The following is an 18,734-nucleotide window of genomic DNA, read 5'->3' as shown; positions in this document are numbered from 1 at the left end:
CGGTGTTTATAGAAAAGCGTCTGCACTTCCCAGGCGGTGGTGCGATGTTCGAGCAGGCGGAGAAAAATGAAGAAACGGTGAGGCTTTTTGGTATTTTGCTGCCACTCAACGCTTCATCGTTCTTACTTATCCTGCCTCTTTCGCATGAAACACCTCAACGCGCTGCTGCTGGCGGCCCTGGCCTTGGGCGCCCCCGCGCTGCAGGCCCAGACGCCGGCGCCTAAGCTGCTGCTGGCCAGCGGCACGCCGACCATATCGGCCAATTTCGCCGCCTGGGCCGCTCACCCCGGGCCGGCCGTGGCGGCGGAGGTCTGGCAGGGTAAGTACTACCGCGTCCTGCAGTTTGCGCAGCTGCCCACCGCCGACCAGCACCGCACCCTGAGGGCCCTGGGCGTGCAGCTGCTCGACTACCTGCCCCAGAATGCCTACGTGGCCGCCCTGCCCACCACGCTCGACCGCGGCCGCCTGCAAGGCTTCGGTATCCGCAGCGTGGTGCCGGTGCAGGCCGCCTGGAAGTACTCGGGCCTGCTGGCCCAGGGCAGCACCCCGGCCTACGCCCTGCGCGGCGGCGGGCGGGTGGCCGTAGTAGTGGGCTTTCATCCCACTATTCAGCCCGATGAAGCGGCCCTGGCCTTCAAGGCGGCCGGCTACGCGGTGACGGAGCGCCTGGATTTTTCCCGCCAGATGACCCTGACCGTGCCCAGCGCCGATCTGGCGGCCCTGGCCGCCCGGCCCTGGGTGGCCAGCGTGGAGTACGTGGCCCCCGACCCCGTGCACGACAACAACCGCGGCCGCACCGACCACCGCGCCAACACCCTCGCCGCTGACTACGGCGCCGGCCGCCACTACGATGGCACCGGCGTGAACGTGGCCCACGGCGACGACGGCCTCATCGGCCCGCACATCGACTTCCAGGGCCGCCTCGACCAGACCAGCGCCGGCCCGGATGGCGGCACCCACGGCGACCATGTGGCCGGCATCATCATGGGCGCCGGCAACCTCGACCCGCGCTACCGCGGGCAGGCCGTGGGCGCCTTCAACTACTATTACTCCTACCCCAACAACATCAACAGCGCGCCGACGCACTACGGCACGCGCCGCATCCGCATCACCAGCAACTCTTACAGCAACGGCTGCAACGCGGGCTACACCTCCTTTGCCCGGCAGATGGACCAGATGAGCCGGCAGCTGCCCCTGATGCTGCACGTCTTCTCCTCCGGCAACGAGGGCGCGTCGAACTGCAACTACGGCGCCGGGGCCACCTGGGGCAACATCACCGGCGGGCATAAGGTGGCCAAGAACGTGATGACCGTGGGCAACCTGAGCTACAATGACCTGCTGAACTCCTCCTCGTCGCGCGGGCCGGCCACCGACGGCCGCCTCAAGCCCGAGGTGTGCGCCGTGGGCACCAGCGTGTGGTCGACGCAGCCCGACAACACCTACGCCGCCCTGACGGGCACCTCCATGTCGTGCCCGGCGGTGAGCGGGGTGGTGGCCCAGCTGATGCACGCCCACAAGGCCATCAACAACGGCGCCGAAGCCCCGGCCGCCCTGGTGAAAGCGGCGCTGATGAACACGGCCGAGGACCTGGGCAACGCCGGCCCCGACTACCGCTTCGGCTACGGCCGCATCGACGCGCTGCGCGCCGTGCGGGTGCTCGAAGACCATTCGTACCAGCTCGACAGCCTCACGCAGGGCGTCACCCGCACCCACACCATCACGGTGCCCACCGGCCAGCGCCAGCTGCGCGTGATGCTGTACTGGCCCGACTACGAAGCCGCCGCCAGCTCGCGCAAAAACCTCGTCAACGACCTTGATCTGACCCTGACCGCGCCCGGTGGCACCGCCTACCAGCCCTGGATTCTCAATCCCACGCCCACGGTAGCGGCCCTCAACTCGGTGGCCGTGCGCGGCCGCGACACCCTCAACAACGCCGAGCAGGTGACGCTGGACCTGCCCGCCGCCGGTACTTACACCCTGACCATCAACGGCCGGGCCGTGCCGCAGGGCCCGCAGCGCTACTACCTGCTCTACACCTGGCTCGACGACCGGGTGGAAATGACCTACCCGCTGGGCGGGGAGGGCTTCGTGCCCGGCGAAACCGAGGCCGTGCGCTGGAACGCCGCCCCCGGCACCGACCCCTTCACCCTGGAATACACCCTGAACAACGGCGCCACCTGGACGACCATTTCCTCGACTATTCCGGCCGCCGACCGCTACTTCAACTGGGCTATTCCGGCCAGCATCACGCCCTCGGGTCAGGCCCGCCTGCGCGTGCGCCGCGGCACCCAGCAGGATGAGTCGGACGCCAACATCACCATTGCCGGCGTGGCCGCCAACCTGCGCGCCACCGCCGTGTGCCGCGCCAGCACCACCCTGGCCTGGGACGCCGTGCCCGGCGCCACCAGCTACGACGTGCTACGCCTGGGCACCATGTACATGGATTCGGTAACCAACGTGACGGGCACCACCGTGAGCCTGCCGGTGGTGGGCACCGGGGAACAATGGTTTGCCATTCGGGCCCGCGGCGCCAGCGGCCTGGTGGGCCGCCGCACCCGCGCCCTGCTACGCCCCGCCGTGCTCAGCAACTGCAGTGAAGCCCCGCTGGCCGCCATTGGCGTGCTGAACGCGCAGGCCTGCGTGGGCACCGCCGTGCAGCTGCAGGACCGCTCGCAGCTCGCGCCCACCAGCTGGCAGTGGACGGTGGCGCCCAGCGCGGGCGTGAGCTTCGTGGGCGGCACCTCGGCTACTTCGCAAGACCCGCAGGTGCTCTTCAGCCAGACCGGGACCTACAGCATCACCCTGACCTCCACCAACCAGTACGGCACCAACACCCGCACCGAAACCAACCTGCTCACGGTAGTCGCAGCGTCGAATGGCCCCTACGTCGAGGAGTTCCGCACGACCGTATTTCCGCCCGCGAACTGGCGCGTGGTCGACCCGAACGGGGGCTACACCTGGCAGTTGAGCCCCGGCACCGTGATGGGGCCGGATAACACCAGCCGCCGCGTGCCCTACGTGAACGACTACGAGTACACCAACCGCACCGCCGAGGAATACCTGCTGGCCCGCCCCGCGCAAGCCAGCGGCGGTAACCCGGTGGCGGTGCGGTTTGCCGTGGCGTACGCCCCCTACAGCGCCAGCTACAACGACGGCCTGCGGGTGGACATCAGCACCGACTGCGGCCAGACCTTTCAGCCTACCGGCTACCTCAAGCGCGGCGCGGCGCTGGCCACCGTCACGGGCTACGTGACGACGCCCTGGGCGCCCAGCACCGCCAGCCAGTGGCGCAGCGAAACGGTGTCGCTGCCCGCCCTGCTGCCCGCCAACTTCACCGGTAACGTCGTGGTGCGCTTCGCCAACCTCAACGACAACGGCAACAACCTCTACCTGACCGACGTGCGCATGGAGTACATCATCACCGGTACCAAGTCGACGGCCGCGCTGATGCAGTTTTCGGCCTACCCGGTGCCCTTCGGCGGGCGCCTGACGGTGAACGTGCAGGCGGCCAAAGCCGGTGCCGGTACGCTGCTGCTCACCGATGCGTTGGGCCGGGAGCTGCGCCGTCAGCCGGTGCAGCTCAGCGGGCAGGCCCAGCAGCTGGAGCTGAATACCGAAACCCTGGCCGCCGGCGTGTATTCCCTGCGCCTGCTGCTGCCCGACGGCCAGAGCCAGACCTTGCAGGTGCTGAAATAACCACCGGCACCGCCTCCCGACCAGACCTGATCTAAATGCCACGGCCCGCTTTTTCGGATGGAGAAGCGGGCCGTTGAGCGTAGGCGGGGCCGTACGTCGGGCCAAACAGGTTGCGAAAACCAGGCAATTAAGCAATTAATCCGAGACTAGTGCAATGGATTAAAGATTTTTAATTAACCAAAGCGCATAACGGACGGTATATGCACCCGACACCACCGTGGCCAACTCCACACCCAACCGTGGCCCGGTGTCCTGCATATGCCGCAACTTTCCACCTTCTACCACACGCTGCTGCGCGGGCGCGCTGGTCTGCTGACCGGCGCGGCGCTGCTGCTCGGCAGCCTGCTCTCGGGCTGCGACCTGATTGAGTTCAGCCCCAACGAAACCCGCACGCCGGAAGCATATAGTGACCTGACGCGCAAAAACCTGGAGCGCCTGCGGCAGCAGCCCAACCCCTCGGGCGGCGACACGGTGCGCTTCGTATTCGTCGGCGACTCGCAGCGCTTCTACGAGGAGGCCGAAGCCTTCACGCAGAGCGTGAACCAGCAGCGCAACGTGGCCTTCGTGGCTATTTCCGGCGACATTTCCGATTTCGGCCTGATCCGCGAAATGCGCTGGGTGCACGACCGGCTCAAGAAGCTCAACGTGCCCTACCTGACCGTCATCGGCAACCACGACCTCGTGGCCAACGGGCGCGAGGCGTACCAAAAAGTGTATGGGCCGCTGAACTATAGCTTCGAGTACGGCCACACGCGCTTCGTGCTGGTGGATACCAACGGGCGGGAGTACGGCTTCAACGGCCGCGTGCCCGACGTGCCGTGGGTGCAGCAGGCCCTGGCCAGCCCTGGTCCCGGTATCAGTCGGCAGGTGGTGATGAGCCACGTGCCGCCCCACGACCTGGACTTCGACCCGCAGCTGGTGTCGCCCTACGTGCAGGCGCTGAGCACGGCCCCGCGCGTGGCCTTCGAGCTGAACGGCCACAAGCACGACTTCAGCATCGGGCAGCCCTACGAGAACGGGCTCACGTTCATCAACTCGTACAGCTTCGAAAAGCGCCAGTACGTGGTGCTCACGCTCTGGGGCGAGAAGGAGTTCAAGCTTGATACCGTGCAGTACTAATGCGCCGCGCCCTCCTGCTTCCGCTCCTGCTGCTGGCCTCGCTGTTGCCCGCCGCCGCTCAATCGGCCGCATCCGCCGCCACTCCTGATACGCTTAGCCTGGCCCTGGCTGCAGCGCCCGCCGCCGAGCCCGAGCCGGCCGAACCGGCGGCGGCCGTGGCTCCCACCGGCCTCACGGCCCAGCCCTGGTACCGTCCGCACCACCTCATCCTGCAAACCGCCGCCGGCCAGGGCCTGATTACGGCCGGCGTGGGCTACACCACCCTGCGCGGCCGCGTCGATATCGACGTGCTGGCGGGCTACGTGCCGAGCAAGTACAGCATCACCCCCATGGGCATTTTCACCGCCAAGGCCGCCTACTCGCCCTGGACGCTGCCCGTGGCCCAGGGCCGCTGGCAGCTGCGCCCCTTCTCGGTGGGCGGTTTCGTGAGTCATACGGCCAGCAGCGGGCTCAACAACTCCCGCGACGGGAAGTACGAAAAGGGCTATTACTGGTGGTCGTCGCGCACGCGGGTGGGTGGCTTCGTGGGCGGCAAGGTTAGCCGCGTCATCGGCCGCAACCGCTACGGGCACCCGCGCACCCTGGGGGCCTACTACGAGCTGGGCACCAACGACCTGTACCTGTCGAGCATCTTCACCAACCTCGGCGGACTGGGCGTGCACGAAATCCTGACGCTGGGCTTCGGCGTGAAGTTCGACCTGTAATAGTCCCGGTGGTGGTCTTTGTCAGGGCAGAGGCCGCGTAGTAATAACAAGGCCGTCGTGCTGTGCAGCACGACGGCCTTTCTTCTATACCGGCAACTCAAGCGCAGTCTTCGGGTGCCGGGGCGGTTTTGTTTACCACGGGCAGCTCGTTGATATCGGCCTCCGACACGCCGCCTACGATGCTGGTCTGGTAGGTTTCCAGCTCGCGGCCGAAGCGCCGCTGGTAGGCCTGGCTGACCGTGCTGATAAAGCTGTCGACCTGCTCGGGGGCTACCAGATTGATGGTGCAGCCGCCGAAGCCGCCCCCCATCATGCGGGCGCCGTACACGCCGGGCAGGCCGCGGGCGGCTTCCTCCAGCACGTCCAGCTCGGTGCAGCTCACCTCGTAATCGTCGCGCAGGCCGGCGTGGGAGGCGTGCATCAGCTGGCCGAAACCGGCTAAGTCGTGGCGCTGCAGGGACGCGCAGGCGTCGAGCACGCGCTGGTTTTCCTGCACCACGTAGCGGCAGCGGCGGTAGGTTACCGCGTCGAATTCGGCCTGGTGCTGCTCCAGCTGGGCCAGGGTGGCGTCGCGCAGGCTTTTCACCTCGGGGTAATGCTGCTGCAGAATGTGCACGCCCCGCTCGCACTCCTGGCGGCGCTTGTTGTATTCCGAGTCGGCCAGGCTGTGCTTCACGCCGGAGTTGCAGAGCACGATGCGGCAGGCCCCGGTATCGAAGGGGAAATACTCGTATTCCAGGGAGCGGCAGTCGAGGCGCACCACCTGGCTGGGGCGGCCGAACAAACTGGCAAACTGGTCCATGAGCCCGCACATGACGCCGGCGTATTCGTGCTCGGCCTTCTGGGCCACGTGGGCCAGGGTCATCTTATCAATGTGCGTGCCCAGCAGCTGATCTAGGGCAAAGGCCAGCCCACACTCCACCGCCGCCGACGACGACATCCCCGCGCCCACCGGAATGTTGCCGCCGAACACGCAGTCGAAGCCGGCCAGCACCACGCCGCGCTTCTGCAGCTGCGCGGCCACGCCCAGCAGGTAGTTGGCCCACTGCGTGTCGGTGCGGTGCAGCTGGTCCACGGCCACGGTGCAGCAGTCGTTCAGATCGTGCGAGACGAGGCGGATTTCGCTGCCGCTGTTCAGGCCCACGGCGAAGTAGATTTCCTTGTCGATGGCCGCCGGCAGCACGTAGCCCAGGTTGTAGTCGGTGTGCTCCCCGATGAGGTTGACGCGGCCGGGGGCGCGCACCAGCAGCGACGCGGCGTAGCCGAAATGACGTTGGAAGGCGGTAGCAACGGTTTGAGCAGGCATAGAATCAAGGAGTAAGGACGGGCGGCAACTGGCCTATGAGGTACGCAGATTTGAGAAGCGCGGCCAACGCCGGCCCGGGCGGGCTCCGGCGAGAAACGCCAGGCATTGCGGACAACTGCGCGCCAAGTTCGGCGGTTATTTCCGGGTTTTCGGCGCCTAAACCGGGGTTTTGAGCAAAAAAAGGCGCAACTACTGAGTTTGTTTGCGAAGAGTTTCGCTAACTTCGAAAAGTCGAAAACGCCGAACCATTGGATATCCCACTACGTTCGGCGTTTTTCGTTGCCGCCGCACGCTTTTCCGGGTTAAGTCGAAGTTGTATAGCAGGTACAATCTTTCCCTGGTAAGTCCTAAAGCTAACACTGGTTTGGCCCGCCTTTTGACCGAACACCGGACGTTCGGGGAGGCGCGGCGGCCAGGCGTTGACGAGGCTTGCCTGGTTGGCCCCATTTCCCACCTCAACCTTCCCTGCCGTGTTATTCGACTTCGAATCGAGCCCGCTGGCTTCGTTGCCGGACACCGCCTGGCACGCGCCCCAGACGGAACTGCACGCTCCCGCCGCGCCCGCCCGCGTCAGCTACGACCGGCTGGTGCTGCCCGGCGACTTTCCCGACCCGACCATCTGCCGCATTGGCGACGCGTACTACGCCTCGGCCACCACGGCCGAGTGGGGCGCCGTGTTTCCCATCTTCAAAAGCCACGACCTGATCCACTGGGAGCTGGTGAGCCACGTGTTTCCCGGCCGCCTGCCCGACTGGTGCGACTCGAATTTCTGGGCGCCGGAGCTGTTCTACGAGGGCGGCCGGGTGTACCTCTACTACACCGCCCGCCAGCGCGGCGGCGTGCTCAGCGTGGCCGTAGCCAGCGCCGAGCGTCCCGAGGGCCCCTACACCGACCACGGCCCGCTGGTGAGCGAAGCGGCCGGTTCCATCGACGGCTACCCCGTCCGCGACGAGCACGGCGTGCTGCACCTGGTCTGGAAAAACGACGGCAACAGCCGCAACGAGCCCACGCCCATCTGGGCCCAGCAAATCGACGAGCAGACGCTGCAGCTGACGGGCGCGCGCCACGAGCTGTTTCGCAACGACGCGCCCTGGGAAGGGCCGTTGGTGGAAGGCTCGGCCATGGTGCGCCACGGCGGCTACTTCTACATGTTCTACGCCGGCAACGCCTGCTGCGGCAAGTACTGCACCTACGCCGAGGGCGTGGCTCGCTCGCGCACCTTGCTCGGCCCCTGGGAGAAGTGCCCGCAGAACCCCATCCTGACCGACAACAGCACTTGGAAGTGCCCCGGCCACGGCACCGTGGCCGAAAAGGACGGCCGCTGGTTCTTGTTGCACCACGCCTACGCCGCCAACAGCCACGAGTTTGTGGGCCGGCAGGGCCTGCTGAGCGAATTCACCTGGAACGCCCAGGGCTGGCCCGAATTCGTGAACAACAGCCCCCAGGCCGCCCCGCTGGCCGACGTGAGTGCGCTGAACGTGACCGACCACTTCGGGGGCGAAACCCTGGACCTGGGCTGGCAGTGGCCCGTGGGCGTGCTGCCCCGCCTGGCCCTGGCCGATAACCGGCTGCACCTGGGCGCCAGCCCGGCCCGCCTGGGCAGTCTGCTGGCCCGCCGCACCTACGCCGCCACTTACACCGCCAGCGTGGTGGTGGATGCCGCCGCGCTGGCTGAGGGCACCTTCGCCGGCCTCGGCGCCGTGGGCGACCCGTACAACGCCCTCGTGTTGGCCTTCGGCGACAACCGCCTGCAGCTCTGGCACGTGAAATCGGGTAAGAAAAACCGCCTGGCCGACGTGCTGCTGGAGCCCGGCGCCGCGCTGGGCCTGCGCCTGGAGTGCTGGGGCGGCAGCCGATACCGTTTCGCCTACAGCCCCGACGGCGGCCGCCACTGGGAACCGCTGCGCACCGAGGGCTTCGCCATCAACGGTACCTACCTGCCGCCCTGGGACCGGGGCGTGCGCGTGGGCCTGATTGCCCAGGGCGCGGAAGCGGAAACGGTGTCGTTCAGCCAGTTCCAGCTGCGCAACCAGCGGTAAGGCCGGGCCCGCCGCGTTGTAGCGCGAACTTTTAGTTCGCGTAGCCCGGAACGAGGCTTCGGGACGGTTGTCTTAACAACATCAGCAACGATACGCGAACTGAAAGTTCGCGCTACACCCGCCCCGCGCATCGCCTGATGCGCGGGGCGACGGCGTTTCGGGGCAGCCGGTTTGCTGATTCGTGCGTAGACTTCGGCCGGAAACCCGCTACCCCGACCTGCCATGTCCGAGCCGCTTATCACCGCCGCCGAATTCGGCCCGCTGCCCGACGGGCAGACGGCCCAGCTGTTTACCCTCACGAACGGCCGCGGCCTCGAAGCGCGCATCAGCAACTACGGCGGCACGCTCACCCACCTGCTGGCCCCCGACCGCCACGGCCAGCCCGGCGACGTGGTGCTCGGCTTCGACACGCTAGCCGGCTACCTGAGCGAGGCCTACCAGCAGGCCGGCCCCTACTTCGGGGCGCTGATCGGCCGCTTCGGCAACCGCATTGCCCGGGGCCGGTTTGAGCTGGACGGCGAGACGTACCAGCTGGCGACCAACAACGGCCCCAACCACCTGCACGGCGGCCGGCGCGGCTTCGATAAGGTGCTCTGGCAGGCCGAGGTGCTGGTGGAGCCCACGCCCGCCCTGCGTCTGACCTACATCAGCCCCGACGGCGAGGAAGGCTACCCCGGCACGCTGACGGTATCGGTGGTGTACGCCCTCACGCCCGACAACGGCTTGCGCATCAGCTACGCGGCCACCACCGACCGGGCCACGGTGCTGAACCTAACCAACCACGCCTACTTCAACCTCAGCGCCGACGCCCAGCCCGACGTGCTCGGCCACGAGCTGCAACTGCACGCGGAGCGCTACACCGTGGTCGACGACACGCTGATTCCGACCGGGGAGCTACGCCCGGTAGCGGGCACGCCCTTCGATTTCACCCGGCCCCAGGCCATCGGGGCGCGCATAGCGCAGGTGCCGGGCGGCTACGACCACAACTGGGTGCTGGCGGGCGGCGAAAATTTCCGGCTGGTGGCCACGGCCTACGAGCCCACCTCGGGCCGCACCTTGGAGGTGCGCACCGATCAGCCCGGCGTGCAGTGCTACACTGGCAATTTCCTCGACGGCTCCTTAACGAGCAAAAACGGCCTTCCTTACGGCCAGCACGCCGGTTTTTGCCTGGAAACCCAGCACTTCCCCGACTCGCCTAACCAGCCCGGTTTCCCTTCGACGGTGCTGCGCCCGGGCGAGCTGTTCAGCTCCGCCACCGAGTACCGCTTCGGGGTGAAAAGCTGAGGGCGCCGGGCTGGCAGTGGCCTGGGCGAAACCGGCCGAACTAGGCAAATCGACGTAGTATAGAGTCTGAACCGTTCCTGACTTGCCTATGTCCCGCACCCTTATCGTCTCCAACCGCCTGCCGACCAAAGTATCCCGCAGCTCCGAAGGAGAGCTGCAGTTCAGCCCCAGTGAGGGCGGCCTGGCCACCGGCTTGGGCTCCATTTACCGGCGCGGGGAGAACGTGTGGGTGGGCTGGCCCGGCCAGTACCTCGACTCGCCCGAGGACGAGCAGCGCGTGCGCGAGCAGCTGACGGCCGACCATATGCAGCCGGTGTTTCTCACCGAGCAGGAAATCAAGGACTTCTACGAGGGCTTCAGCAACGAAACCCTCTGGCCGACCTTTCACTACTTCGCCCAGTTCGCGCAGTTCGAGCCCCACACCTGGGAGGCCTACGAGGCCGTCAACCGCAAGTTCTGCGACGCGGTGGCCGCCCTGGCCGGGCCCGAAGACACCATCTGGGTACACGACTACCAGCTGCTGCTGCTGCCCGGCATGCTGCGCGAGCGGCTGCCCGAGGCCACCATCGGCTTCTTCCTGCACATTCCTTTTCCGTCCTACGAGCTGTTTCGGGCCCTGCCCTGGCGCACCCAACTGCTGGAAGGCATGCTCGGGGCCGACCTCATTGGCTTTCACACCTACGGCTACGTGCGCCACTTCCTGAGCGCGACGGAGCGCCTGCTGAACCTCTCGCGCCGCGACGGATTGGTGGAAACCGGCACCCGCGCCGTGCTGGTCGACGCCTTCCCCATGGGCATCGACTACGACAAGTACGCCGAGGTAGCCGCTTCCGAAGAGGCCCGGCGGCTGGAGCACGAGTACCGCGAGGCCCTGCAGGGCCAGCAGGTGGTGCTCAGCATCGACCGACTCGACTACACCAAGGGCATTGCCCAGCGCCTGCGGGCCTTCGAGCTGCTGCTCACCCGCCACCCCGAGCTGCACAACCACGTGACCCTGCTCATGCTGGTAGTGCCCTCGCGCGACCAGGTGGCCCAGTATCAGGCCCTGAAGGAGGAAATCGACGAGCTGGTGGGGCGCATCAACGGGCAGTACCGCACCATCAGCTGGTCGCCGATTCAGTACTTCTACCGCTCTTACCCGGTGGAGGAGCTGTCGGCGCTGTACCGGCTGGCCGACGTAGCCCTGGTGACGCCCATGCGCGACGGGATGAACCTGGTGGCCAAGGAGTTCGTGGCCAGCAAGCTCGATCGGCACGGGGTGCTGGTGCTCAGCGAGCGGGCCGGCGCCGCCCGCGAGCTGTCCGACGCGCTCATCATCAACCCCACCGACACTTCGCAGGTGGCCGACACGCTGTTTGAGGCCCTGATGATGCCCGAGGACGAGCAGCAGCAGCGCATGCAGGGGCTGCAGGCCATCGTGCAGCGCTACAACATCCACGCCTGGGTGGAGCTGTTTATGGACCGCCTGACCTACAGCAAGATCAAGCAGGGCGCCCTGAGCACCGACTTGCTCGACGACGCCACCCGGCAGCAGCTGGTGGCCGCGTTTCAGCAGGCCAACCGCCGCCTGCTCCTGCTCGACTACGATGGCACACTGATGCCCTTCCACACCGACCCCAAGCAGGTGCGCCCCGAAGGACTCCTGCGCCAGCTGCTGGCCGAGCTTTGCGCCGATGCCCGCAACCACGTGGTCATCATTTCGGGCCGCGACCGGTACTCCCTGAGCGAGTGGCTGGGGGATTTGCCGGTGGACTTCATTGCCGAGCACGGCGTGTGGCTGCGCAAGCGCGGGCAGGACTGGCAGATGATTCAGCCCCTGCGCAACGACTGGAAGCCCGACGTGCGGGCCATCATGGAGCAGTACGTGGCCCGCACGGCCGGCTCCTTCATCGAGGAAAAGGACTACGCCCTGGTGTGGCACTACCGCCGCACCGACCCCGACCTGGGCCGCGAGCGGGCCCAGGACATGCTCACCCACCTCGCTTTCATCGGGCAGGGCAGCGGCCTGATTACCCTCGACGGCAACAAAGTGGTGGAGGTGAAAAACGCCGGCGTCGACAAGGGCACCGCCGCCGCCCGCTGGGTGCAGGAGCTGCACCCCGATTTCATCCTGGCCATCGGCGACGACCGCACCGACGAGGACACGTTCCGCGCCATTCCCGACGACGCCTACTCCGTGAAGGTGGGCACCGACATCCGCTCCTTCGCCAAGTACGCCGTGCGCAACACCGCCGACGTGCGCCGCCTGTTGCGCGGCCTGCTGACGGCGGAGGAGTAAAGCACCTCTAACGGCGGGCTGTGCAAGGCTCGTGCTGCCCCGGCGGCACGAGCTTTTTCAGGTGCTGGCCAACGGTGAAAGCCTGGCTGCAGCTTCAGGGTGCAGATGAGGAGCGTTATGCCCCTGCGGGGCGCAGGGCATTTCGGCCCATCATCATCACCTACCTTTACCTAGCCAACTGCTTTCCCAATTATTTCCGGTATAGCCTTGAAAGTGTTGCTTCTATTCGGGATGGGTTTGCTGACAGCCAGTTCTCACGGGCAGGCGCAGCCGACGGTGCGCATCCAGCTGCAGGCCGCGCCCGCCACCCATTCATTCAGCTGCCGGTACACCCTGCGCCTGCCTGCCGCCGATACGGCCTCCACTATCGTGCTACACCTTAACCGTCAGTTGCGGCTCGACCAGGTGCGGGCACCCGAATCTGCCGCGCAACGGGTGGAGCGGGTCTTTTATCCCTACTTCGCCGACACCGTGCAACGGGTAACCGTGCGGTTTGCAAGGCCAGCCCGCAAGGCCCGGCAACTCACGCTCTCGTATTCGGGCGCTCTTCCCCCGCGTACGTTCACCGAGCAGGCCGAGCTATATAGCGCCCACTCGGGCTGGCTGCCATACCGGCCGTACCGCGAATACGACCTGGTGCAGTACGCCCTGGAAGTAGACGTGCCGCCGGGGTACGAGGTGCGCAGTAGCGGGCCCGCCCGCAAGCGGCGCCGCAACCGTTGGACCTTCGCTGGCACCACCAGCGCCCTGGAGCCTACCGCGCTCATTGCGCGGCAGTTTGCCAACCTGGCCTCGCCTCGGCGGGAAATTAGCGTCTGCAAGGCCGGGGCCGCGCCGGTTGCCGCCGACTCGGCCCTGCTGCGCAAAGCCGAAGCTGTCATTGCCTTTTACAACCGCACCATCGGCCGGCAGGACTCTATCAGCCACTTCCGAATTCTGCTGCCCGGCACCAACGCCAATGCTTTCGGCCTGCTCGATAACGCGACGGTAATAACCTATACCTCCTTCGATGTACAGGACCGGGGCGACCTGCTCATTCTGGCCCACGAAATCAGTCATAAGTGGTGGGGCTACGGTTCCGTGCACGACGAAAACGACTGGCTCAACGAAGCGTTTGCTACTTATTCCAGCTTGCTTTACCTGCAAGCCAGCGGCGACACCACCGGCTACCGCGAGCGGTTGACCCAACTGACTGAGTCGGCAGTGGGCACGCCGGCCATCATCGGTTTCAACCGTTACGCGCACGCGCCGGCCATGTACCGGCGCGTTATCTACAACAAGGGTACCGTGGTGTTGGCGGCCCTCCGCGCTCGGCTGGGAACGGAAAAATTTGGGGCGTTGCTGGCGACCGTAGCCAAGCAGCGCATAAGCACTACCGGGGCATTATTGGCCGTGACCGAGCAGGTAGCCGGTGCCCCTACCCGTGCCTGGCTTCTGGCCCGGTTGAGCGAATAAGGCGGCGCCCGGCCGTTGGGCCCTGGCCCCATCAGCAAGGCCAAGCGGGGTGGGCTGGCCCGCGAGCCATCTTCGTCAACCTAGAGGAAACCCCGGAGCCGGTGGCGAATCCTGGCGGATTCCTTACAAAAACACCGGCCGGTCGAGGCGCTTGCTGATGCGGTAGGCGGCATTTACCAGGCCCACGTGGCTGTAGGCCTGGGGGAAGTTGCCCCACTGCGAGCCGGTGCGCGCGTCTACGTCCTCGGAGAGCAGGCCGAGGTGGTTGGTGTACTGCATGATGCGCCGCAGGGCGGCCACCGCATCGTCGGTGCGGCCCACGCAGGCCAGGGCCTCGATGTACCAGAAGGTGCAGATGAGGAAGGTGGTTTCGGGCGTGCCGAAGTCGTCGGCGTGGCGGTAGCGGTAGAACAGGCCCTCGGGCGTCATCAGCTCGGCTTCGAGGGCCGCGAGGTGGGTGCGGGCCCGCTCGGAGCTGGGGTCGAGGTAGCCCATCAGGATGAGCTGCAGGCCACTGGCATCGAGGTGGGGCGAGCCGATGGCGTTGGTGTAGCAGCCGCGCTGCGGGTCGTAGCAGGCCTCGATTTTCGCGCGGGACTCGCGGGTGAGGCGGCCGGCCAGCTCACCCATGTCGGCGTTGCCCAGGCGGGTAGCCACCTGGCAGGCCGCGTTGGCCCCGGCCCAGTGGAAGAGGTAGGTGTAGCAGTGAAACTGGGCCAGGTTGCGAAATTCCCACAGGCCCGCGTCGGGCTGCTCCATCGTGCGGTCGATGAAGTGCAGCGCCTCGTACATCAGCGTTTCGGAGTGGGCCCGCTCCAGGGCGGTGAAGCGCTTATCGACGTACAGCGGCAGCAGGGCCACCAGCACCTGCCCGTACACGTCGTTCTGGATGTGGGTATAGGCGTCGTTGCCGATGCGCACCGGTTGGTTGCCGAGGTAGCCGTGCAGGTGGGTCAGCTCCTGCTCCACCAGCTCCGCGGCCCCGCTGATGGAGTACAGCGGCTGGTATTTGTCGCGCACCCGGGTCGAGATGTTGGTGATGAAGTGGAAGTACTGCTCCATCTCCTCGAAGTGGCCAATGTTGTTGAAGGCCGTCAGGATGTAGTAGGTGTCGCGCATCCAGCAGAAGCGGTAGTCCCAGTTGCGGGTGCTGCCCGGCGCCTCGGGCAAGGAGGTGGTGCTGGCCGCGATGATGGCGCCGGTGTCTTCGTACTGGTGCACCTTCAGGGCCAGGGCCGAGCGGATGACCTCCGTCTGGAAAAGGGTGCCGATGGTGGTCGATTTTACCCACTGGCGCCAGTACTGCACGGTGTTGCGCAGAAACTGCTCGCAGGTGCTTTCCAGCGGGGCTTCCAGGGGCGCGCCGTAGGTCAGCACCAGGTACTTGGTTTCCGAGAGGGCAAAGTCCTCCCCGTCGAGCAAGTAGCTCAGCGGGACGTTGGTGGTGAGGCGGATTTCCTCGGGCAGGCCCAGAAAGGCAATGTGATTGGAGGAGCGCCGCGGCGTGAGCGGCTGGCGGCCGTAGTCGCCGGTGGGGCGGCACACGGCACGCACCCGGGGCGTGCCCGACAGCGGCTCCAGCTTCCGGATGAGCATCAGCGGCTTGTAGTACCGGTCGTACTGCCGGAAGCGCGGGGCGAAGTCCGTCACGCGGTAGCGGCCCTGGGCGGTTTCCACCTCGGTGCAGAGCACGTTGGTGTTGTCGAGGTAGTACTGGTGGCTGCGAAACGGGCCCTCGGGCGGCAAGAGGCTGAACTCGCCGCCCTGCTCGTCGTCGAGCAGCCCGCCGAACACGAAGCCGCTGTCGAAGCGCGGCCAGCACAGCCACTGCACGCGCGTGTCTTGCCGAATCAAAGCCAGGTAGGCGCAGTTGCCGATGACGCCGAGGTCGTAGGTGTGGCGGGTGCTCATAGGGGCGGCGGGGCCCGCGTATGGTTGGGCGCCCGGTGCCGATGATGTACCCCAAACCCGGCTGTGGGGTTACCCGGGCCGTCCTTACAACAGCCAGGCCGCGGCGCCGAGGGCGGCCACGCCGGCCGCGGCCCACACGCGCAGCATCACATTGACCAGCCAGTACTGACGCTGCAGGGAAGACGAGGATGTTTTCATGGCAGAAACGGTGTTGGGGGCGAATACGGGAGCAAGTTCGGCCATCCGAAGCAGCGCCGCCTTGATTGCAATCAAGATATACTACCACCCGCCGGCCAACGCTGCAAATATGCAGATGCTCCGGTCATCTTCCTTTCGTCAAACGGAGTCGTTCTTTTGTGCTACGGAGTTTTTTTGCGTGCCGGAAAGCCTGCCAGGCTTCCCGGCACGTCTACCGTTAAACATATCCCCGCCAGCCGCGCAGGCACAAGCCCATCGGTAGCAGCCGCCGACCCGGGCGGCGTGCCGCTACGCCGGCTCCGGTCCGCGGAACACGTCGGTGCCCTGCACAGCCGGCAGCTTCACCGGCCGGCCCTCGCGCGCCGACTGGTAAATGGCCTCCATGATGCGCTGGTCCTGCATGCCTTCCTCGCCGGGCGTATGCGGCGCTTTGTTTTCCAGGATGCACGCCGAGAAATGGTCCATTTCGGCCGCAAACTGGTTTTTCGCCGGAATGGTAATCTGGTTCTGCATTTTGGCTGGGCCCTCGGCGTGCGAGGTCTTCAGCTGCTGGCCCTGGTAGGCGTAGGCGTTGTCGAGGTGCAGCCAGCCCCGCTCGGCATTCAGGCGGTAAAAGCGCGAGTCGTGGGTGTTGTAGTCAGTGATGCAGTTCACCACCACCCCGTCGGGGAAGCGCATCTGCCACGACATCATTTCCTCGACTTCCTTGAACAGCGGGTTGCCGGGCGTGCTGTAGGAGTAGGCAAACACCTCCGTGGGCTCGGTGCCGAGCACGAAACGGGCCGTGTTGAGGCAGTACAGTCCGATGTCGGGCAGGGCGCCGCCGCCGGCCAGGGCTTTTTTGTGGCGCCAGTGGTCGGGGTTGGCCGAGCTTTGGCTGTTCTGCGCCTCGATGTACTTGGGCTTGCCGAACTTCCGGCTGCGCACCATGTCGCGCACCTGCCGGTTGTAGGGCTCGTACTGAATGCGGTAGGCAATCATCAGCTTGACATTGGCCTTTTTGCAGGCCGCTATCATCTGCTCACACTCCTTGGCCGAGTTGGCCATGGGCTTTTCGCAGAGGATGTGCTTGCCGGTGCTGGCCCCGCGGATGACGTACTCGGCGTGCAGGGAGTTGGGCAGCACGATGTAGATGGCCTGCACCTCCGCATTGTCCTTGAGCTTTTCGTAGTCCTGGTAGCTGTAGCAGCTTTCGGGCTTGATGCCGTACTGCGCAGCCACCTTCTTCAGCTTCTCCGGCGAGCCGCTGACCAACGCCACCGGCTTCGATTTCTTGCACTCCCCGAACGCGGGCAGTAGCTCCTCCAGCGTCAGGTGGCCCAGGCCCACCAGCGCGTAGCCCACCCGCTGCTCGGGCGGCAGCGGCGTGGGCACCGGCCCCGACTGCGGGTCCACGTCCGATTTCCACTCCTCCAGCTCGATGGGCTTGCTCACCTCGGCCGGCACCTTGGCCGGCGGCGACACGGCTTCGGAGGAAGCCACCGTCTGCCCGTCTGCCGCGGTGTAGGTGGTCGAGGCGTCGACCTGCGAGGCGGGCGTGCCGGTGGTGGGCGCGCTGGCCGGTGCCTCCGCCGCTTTGCCCCCGCCCGAGTTGCAGCTGGCCAAGGTGCCGGCGGCGACGCCCACGGCCAGGCCGCGGCCCGCCAGGTTCAGAAATTCCTTGCGCGACACCTCCTGGCCGGCGTGGCGCAGCACGGTGTTCAGTAGTTCGTTGGTGATGGACATCGGGGTAATGGTTGTGGTAAAACCGGGCGGCTCGGCGCGGAGTCCGGGCCCGCAGCAGAAGCGAACAGGATTAAACCATACCCAGCCCAGCAGGAAAAGGTTGGTATCATCGTAGTTGCCGGCCGGTTACTGGTTGCCCTCCGGGTCGGGAAACTGCGGCGGCTCACTGGCATAGGGGCCGTGCGCGGGCTTGGTGGCGCAGCCGGCCAGCACCGCGCAGGCCAGCGGGGCGCCCTGGTGCTGGCGCTGAAACAGCACCGCCGCCAGCCACATAGCCGGAATCGGGGCCAGCCAGTAAATCCACAGGTGCTCGTAGCGGCCGGCGCCCACTGCCGCGCCCAGACTGCGCGCCGGGTTCAGACTCATGCCCGACAGCGGCGCTTCGACGACCACGTACGCGGCTATTAGCGCCCCGATCAGCCAGCCCGTAAACCGGCGCAGCCGCTCGGTGTGAAGGGCGTAGAGCAGCACCCACATCAGCACGCCTGATATGACCACTTCGGCCAGCACCGCCACGCCCGCGCCGGCCGGGCCGGGTTCGGTCAGGTTGAAGTTCACGTCGGGGTGGGCGTACCAGCGTTGCAGCGCCCAACTCAGCAGCGGCCCCGCCGCCACGGCGCCGGCGCACTGCGCCACGATGTACCAGAACGCATCGGCGCCGCGCAGGCTGCCCAGGTGCCAGAAAGCCAGCGTCACGGCCGGGTTGATGTGGGCGCCCGAGCGTTGGCCCCAGGGGATATAGGTAATGCCCACTACCACCAGGCCCGCCACCAGCGCCAGCACGCAGCGGCGCAGCAGCTCGTTCTCGCCCAGCCAGGCCCGCAGCGGCAGGTCGGGGTGGTTGATGAGTACGCTGCTCACGCTCGTACACGCGAGAAAAGCCGCCACGCCGGCCGCCTCGGTGAGGTAGTGCGACCAGTGGCGGCGCAGGCCGGTGCTTAGGGATGTTACAAAGCTCATAAGCCACAAAACGAAAGCGCGCCGCGCCGCCCTCAGAAGGGTGGCGCGGCGCGGCAAAG

General features: G+C 66.5%; 11 protein-coding genes. 7 read left to right on the top strand and 4 right to left on the bottom strand.

The features are described 5' to 3' along the window. Positions 1-144 precede the first annotated feature (144 nt). The 3 genes from FDY95_RS04225 to FDY95_RS04215 all read left to right on the top strand — a co-directional run bounded on the left by FDY95_RS04225 (position 145) and on the right by FDY95_RS04215 (position 5,519). Entirely contained in the window at positions 145-3,696 is a 3,552-nt protein-coding gene (locus FDY95_RS04225; RefSeq protein ID WP_138075496.1) for a S8 family serine peptidase, read from the top strand. A gap of 258 nt (positions 3,697-3,954) precedes the next feature. After that, the gene (locus FDY95_RS04220; protein ID WP_138075495.1) at positions 3,955-4,815 is read left to right on the top strand and encodes a metallophosphoesterase family protein; all 861 of its coding nucleotides are present in this window, start codon (positions 3,955-3,957) and stop codon (positions 4,813-4,815) included. Continuing rightward, a complete protein-coding gene (locus tag FDY95_RS04215; protein WP_138075494.1) occupies positions 4,815-5,519 on the top strand; it encodes a hypothetical protein in 705 nt (234 codons plus the stop codon). The genes FDY95_RS04220 and FDY95_RS04215 overlap by 1 nt, the downstream gene beginning before the upstream one ends. 97 nt (positions 5,520-5,616) lie before the next feature. On the opposite strand, the gene FDY95_RS04210 is transcribed toward FDY95_RS04215, so the two are convergent. Beyond that, positions 5,617-6,825 carry a galactokinase gene (locus tag FDY95_RS04210; protein WP_138075493.1) on the bottom strand — a complete coding sequence of 403 codons (1,209 nt, stop codon included), beginning with the start codon at positions 6,823-6,825 and terminating at the stop codon, positions 5,617-5,619. 470 nt (positions 6,826-7,295) lie between these two features. Here FDY95_RS04210 and FDY95_RS04205 point away from each other — a divergent pair, with 470 nt between their 5' ends. From FDY95_RS04205 to FDY95_RS04190, 4 genes are all read left to right on the top strand, one after another. Then, the gene (locus FDY95_RS04205) at positions 7,296-8,864 is read left to right on the top strand and encodes a family 43 glycosylhydrolase (RefSeq protein WP_171025527.1); all 1,569 of its coding nucleotides are present in this window, start codon (positions 7,296-7,298) and stop codon (positions 8,862-8,864) included. Between the two features lie 222 nt (positions 8,865-9,086). Then, the gene (locus FDY95_RS04200; protein WP_138075491.1) at positions 9,087-10,148 is read left to right on the top strand and encodes an aldose epimerase family protein; all 1,062 of its coding nucleotides are present in this window, start codon (positions 9,087-9,089) and stop codon (positions 10,146-10,148) included. 88 nt (positions 10,149-10,236) lie between these two features. Next, on the top strand, positions 10,237-12,426 hold the full coding sequence (locus FDY95_RS04195) for a bifunctional alpha,alpha-trehalose-phosphate synthase (UDP-forming)/trehalose-phosphatase (protein ID WP_138075490.1): 2,190 nt from the start codon (positions 10,237-10,239) through the stop codon (positions 12,424-12,426). A gap of 213 nt (positions 12,427-12,639) precedes the next feature. Continuing rightward, positions 12,640-13,881, top strand: a complete 1,242-nt coding sequence (locus FDY95_RS04190; RefSeq protein WP_246073952.1) for a M1 family aminopeptidase — start codon at positions 12,640-12,642, stop codon at positions 13,879-13,881. 123 nt (positions 13,882-14,004) lie between these two features. Here the strand turns inward: FDY95_RS04190 and FDY95_RS04185 are convergent, their stop codons facing one another. The 3 genes from FDY95_RS04185 to FDY95_RS04175 form a co-directional block, all read right to left on the bottom strand. Further along, on the bottom strand, positions 14,005-15,792 hold the full coding sequence (locus FDY95_RS04185) for a glycoside hydrolase family 15 protein (RefSeq protein WP_138075488.1): 1,788 nt from the start codon (positions 15,790-15,792) through the stop codon (positions 14,005-14,007). Positions 15,793-16,278: 486 nt separating this feature from the next. Next, complete coding sequence (locus FDY95_RS04180; protein ID WP_138075487.1) at positions 16,279-17,715, bottom strand: Gfo/Idh/MocA family protein; 1,437 nt, start codon at positions 17,713-17,715, stop codon at positions 16,279-16,281. Positions 17,716-17,841: 126 nt separating this feature from the next. Then, positions 17,842-18,675, bottom strand: coding sequence for an MIP/aquaporin family protein (locus FDY95_RS04175; protein WP_138075486.1), 834 nt, complete (start codon positions 18,673-18,675; stop codon positions 17,842-17,844). Between the last annotated feature and the right edge of the window lie 59 nt (positions 18,676-18,734).

It is taken from the genome of Hymenobacter jeollabukensis, assembly GCF_005771675.1.
In the GTDB taxonomy this organism is placed as follows: domain Bacteria; phylum Bacteroidota; class Bacteroidia; order Cytophagales; family Hymenobacteraceae; genus Solirubrum; species Solirubrum jeollabukense.
Note: the sequence above shows the minus strand (reverse complement) of the source record. Positions and strands in the feature narration are given on the sequence as shown.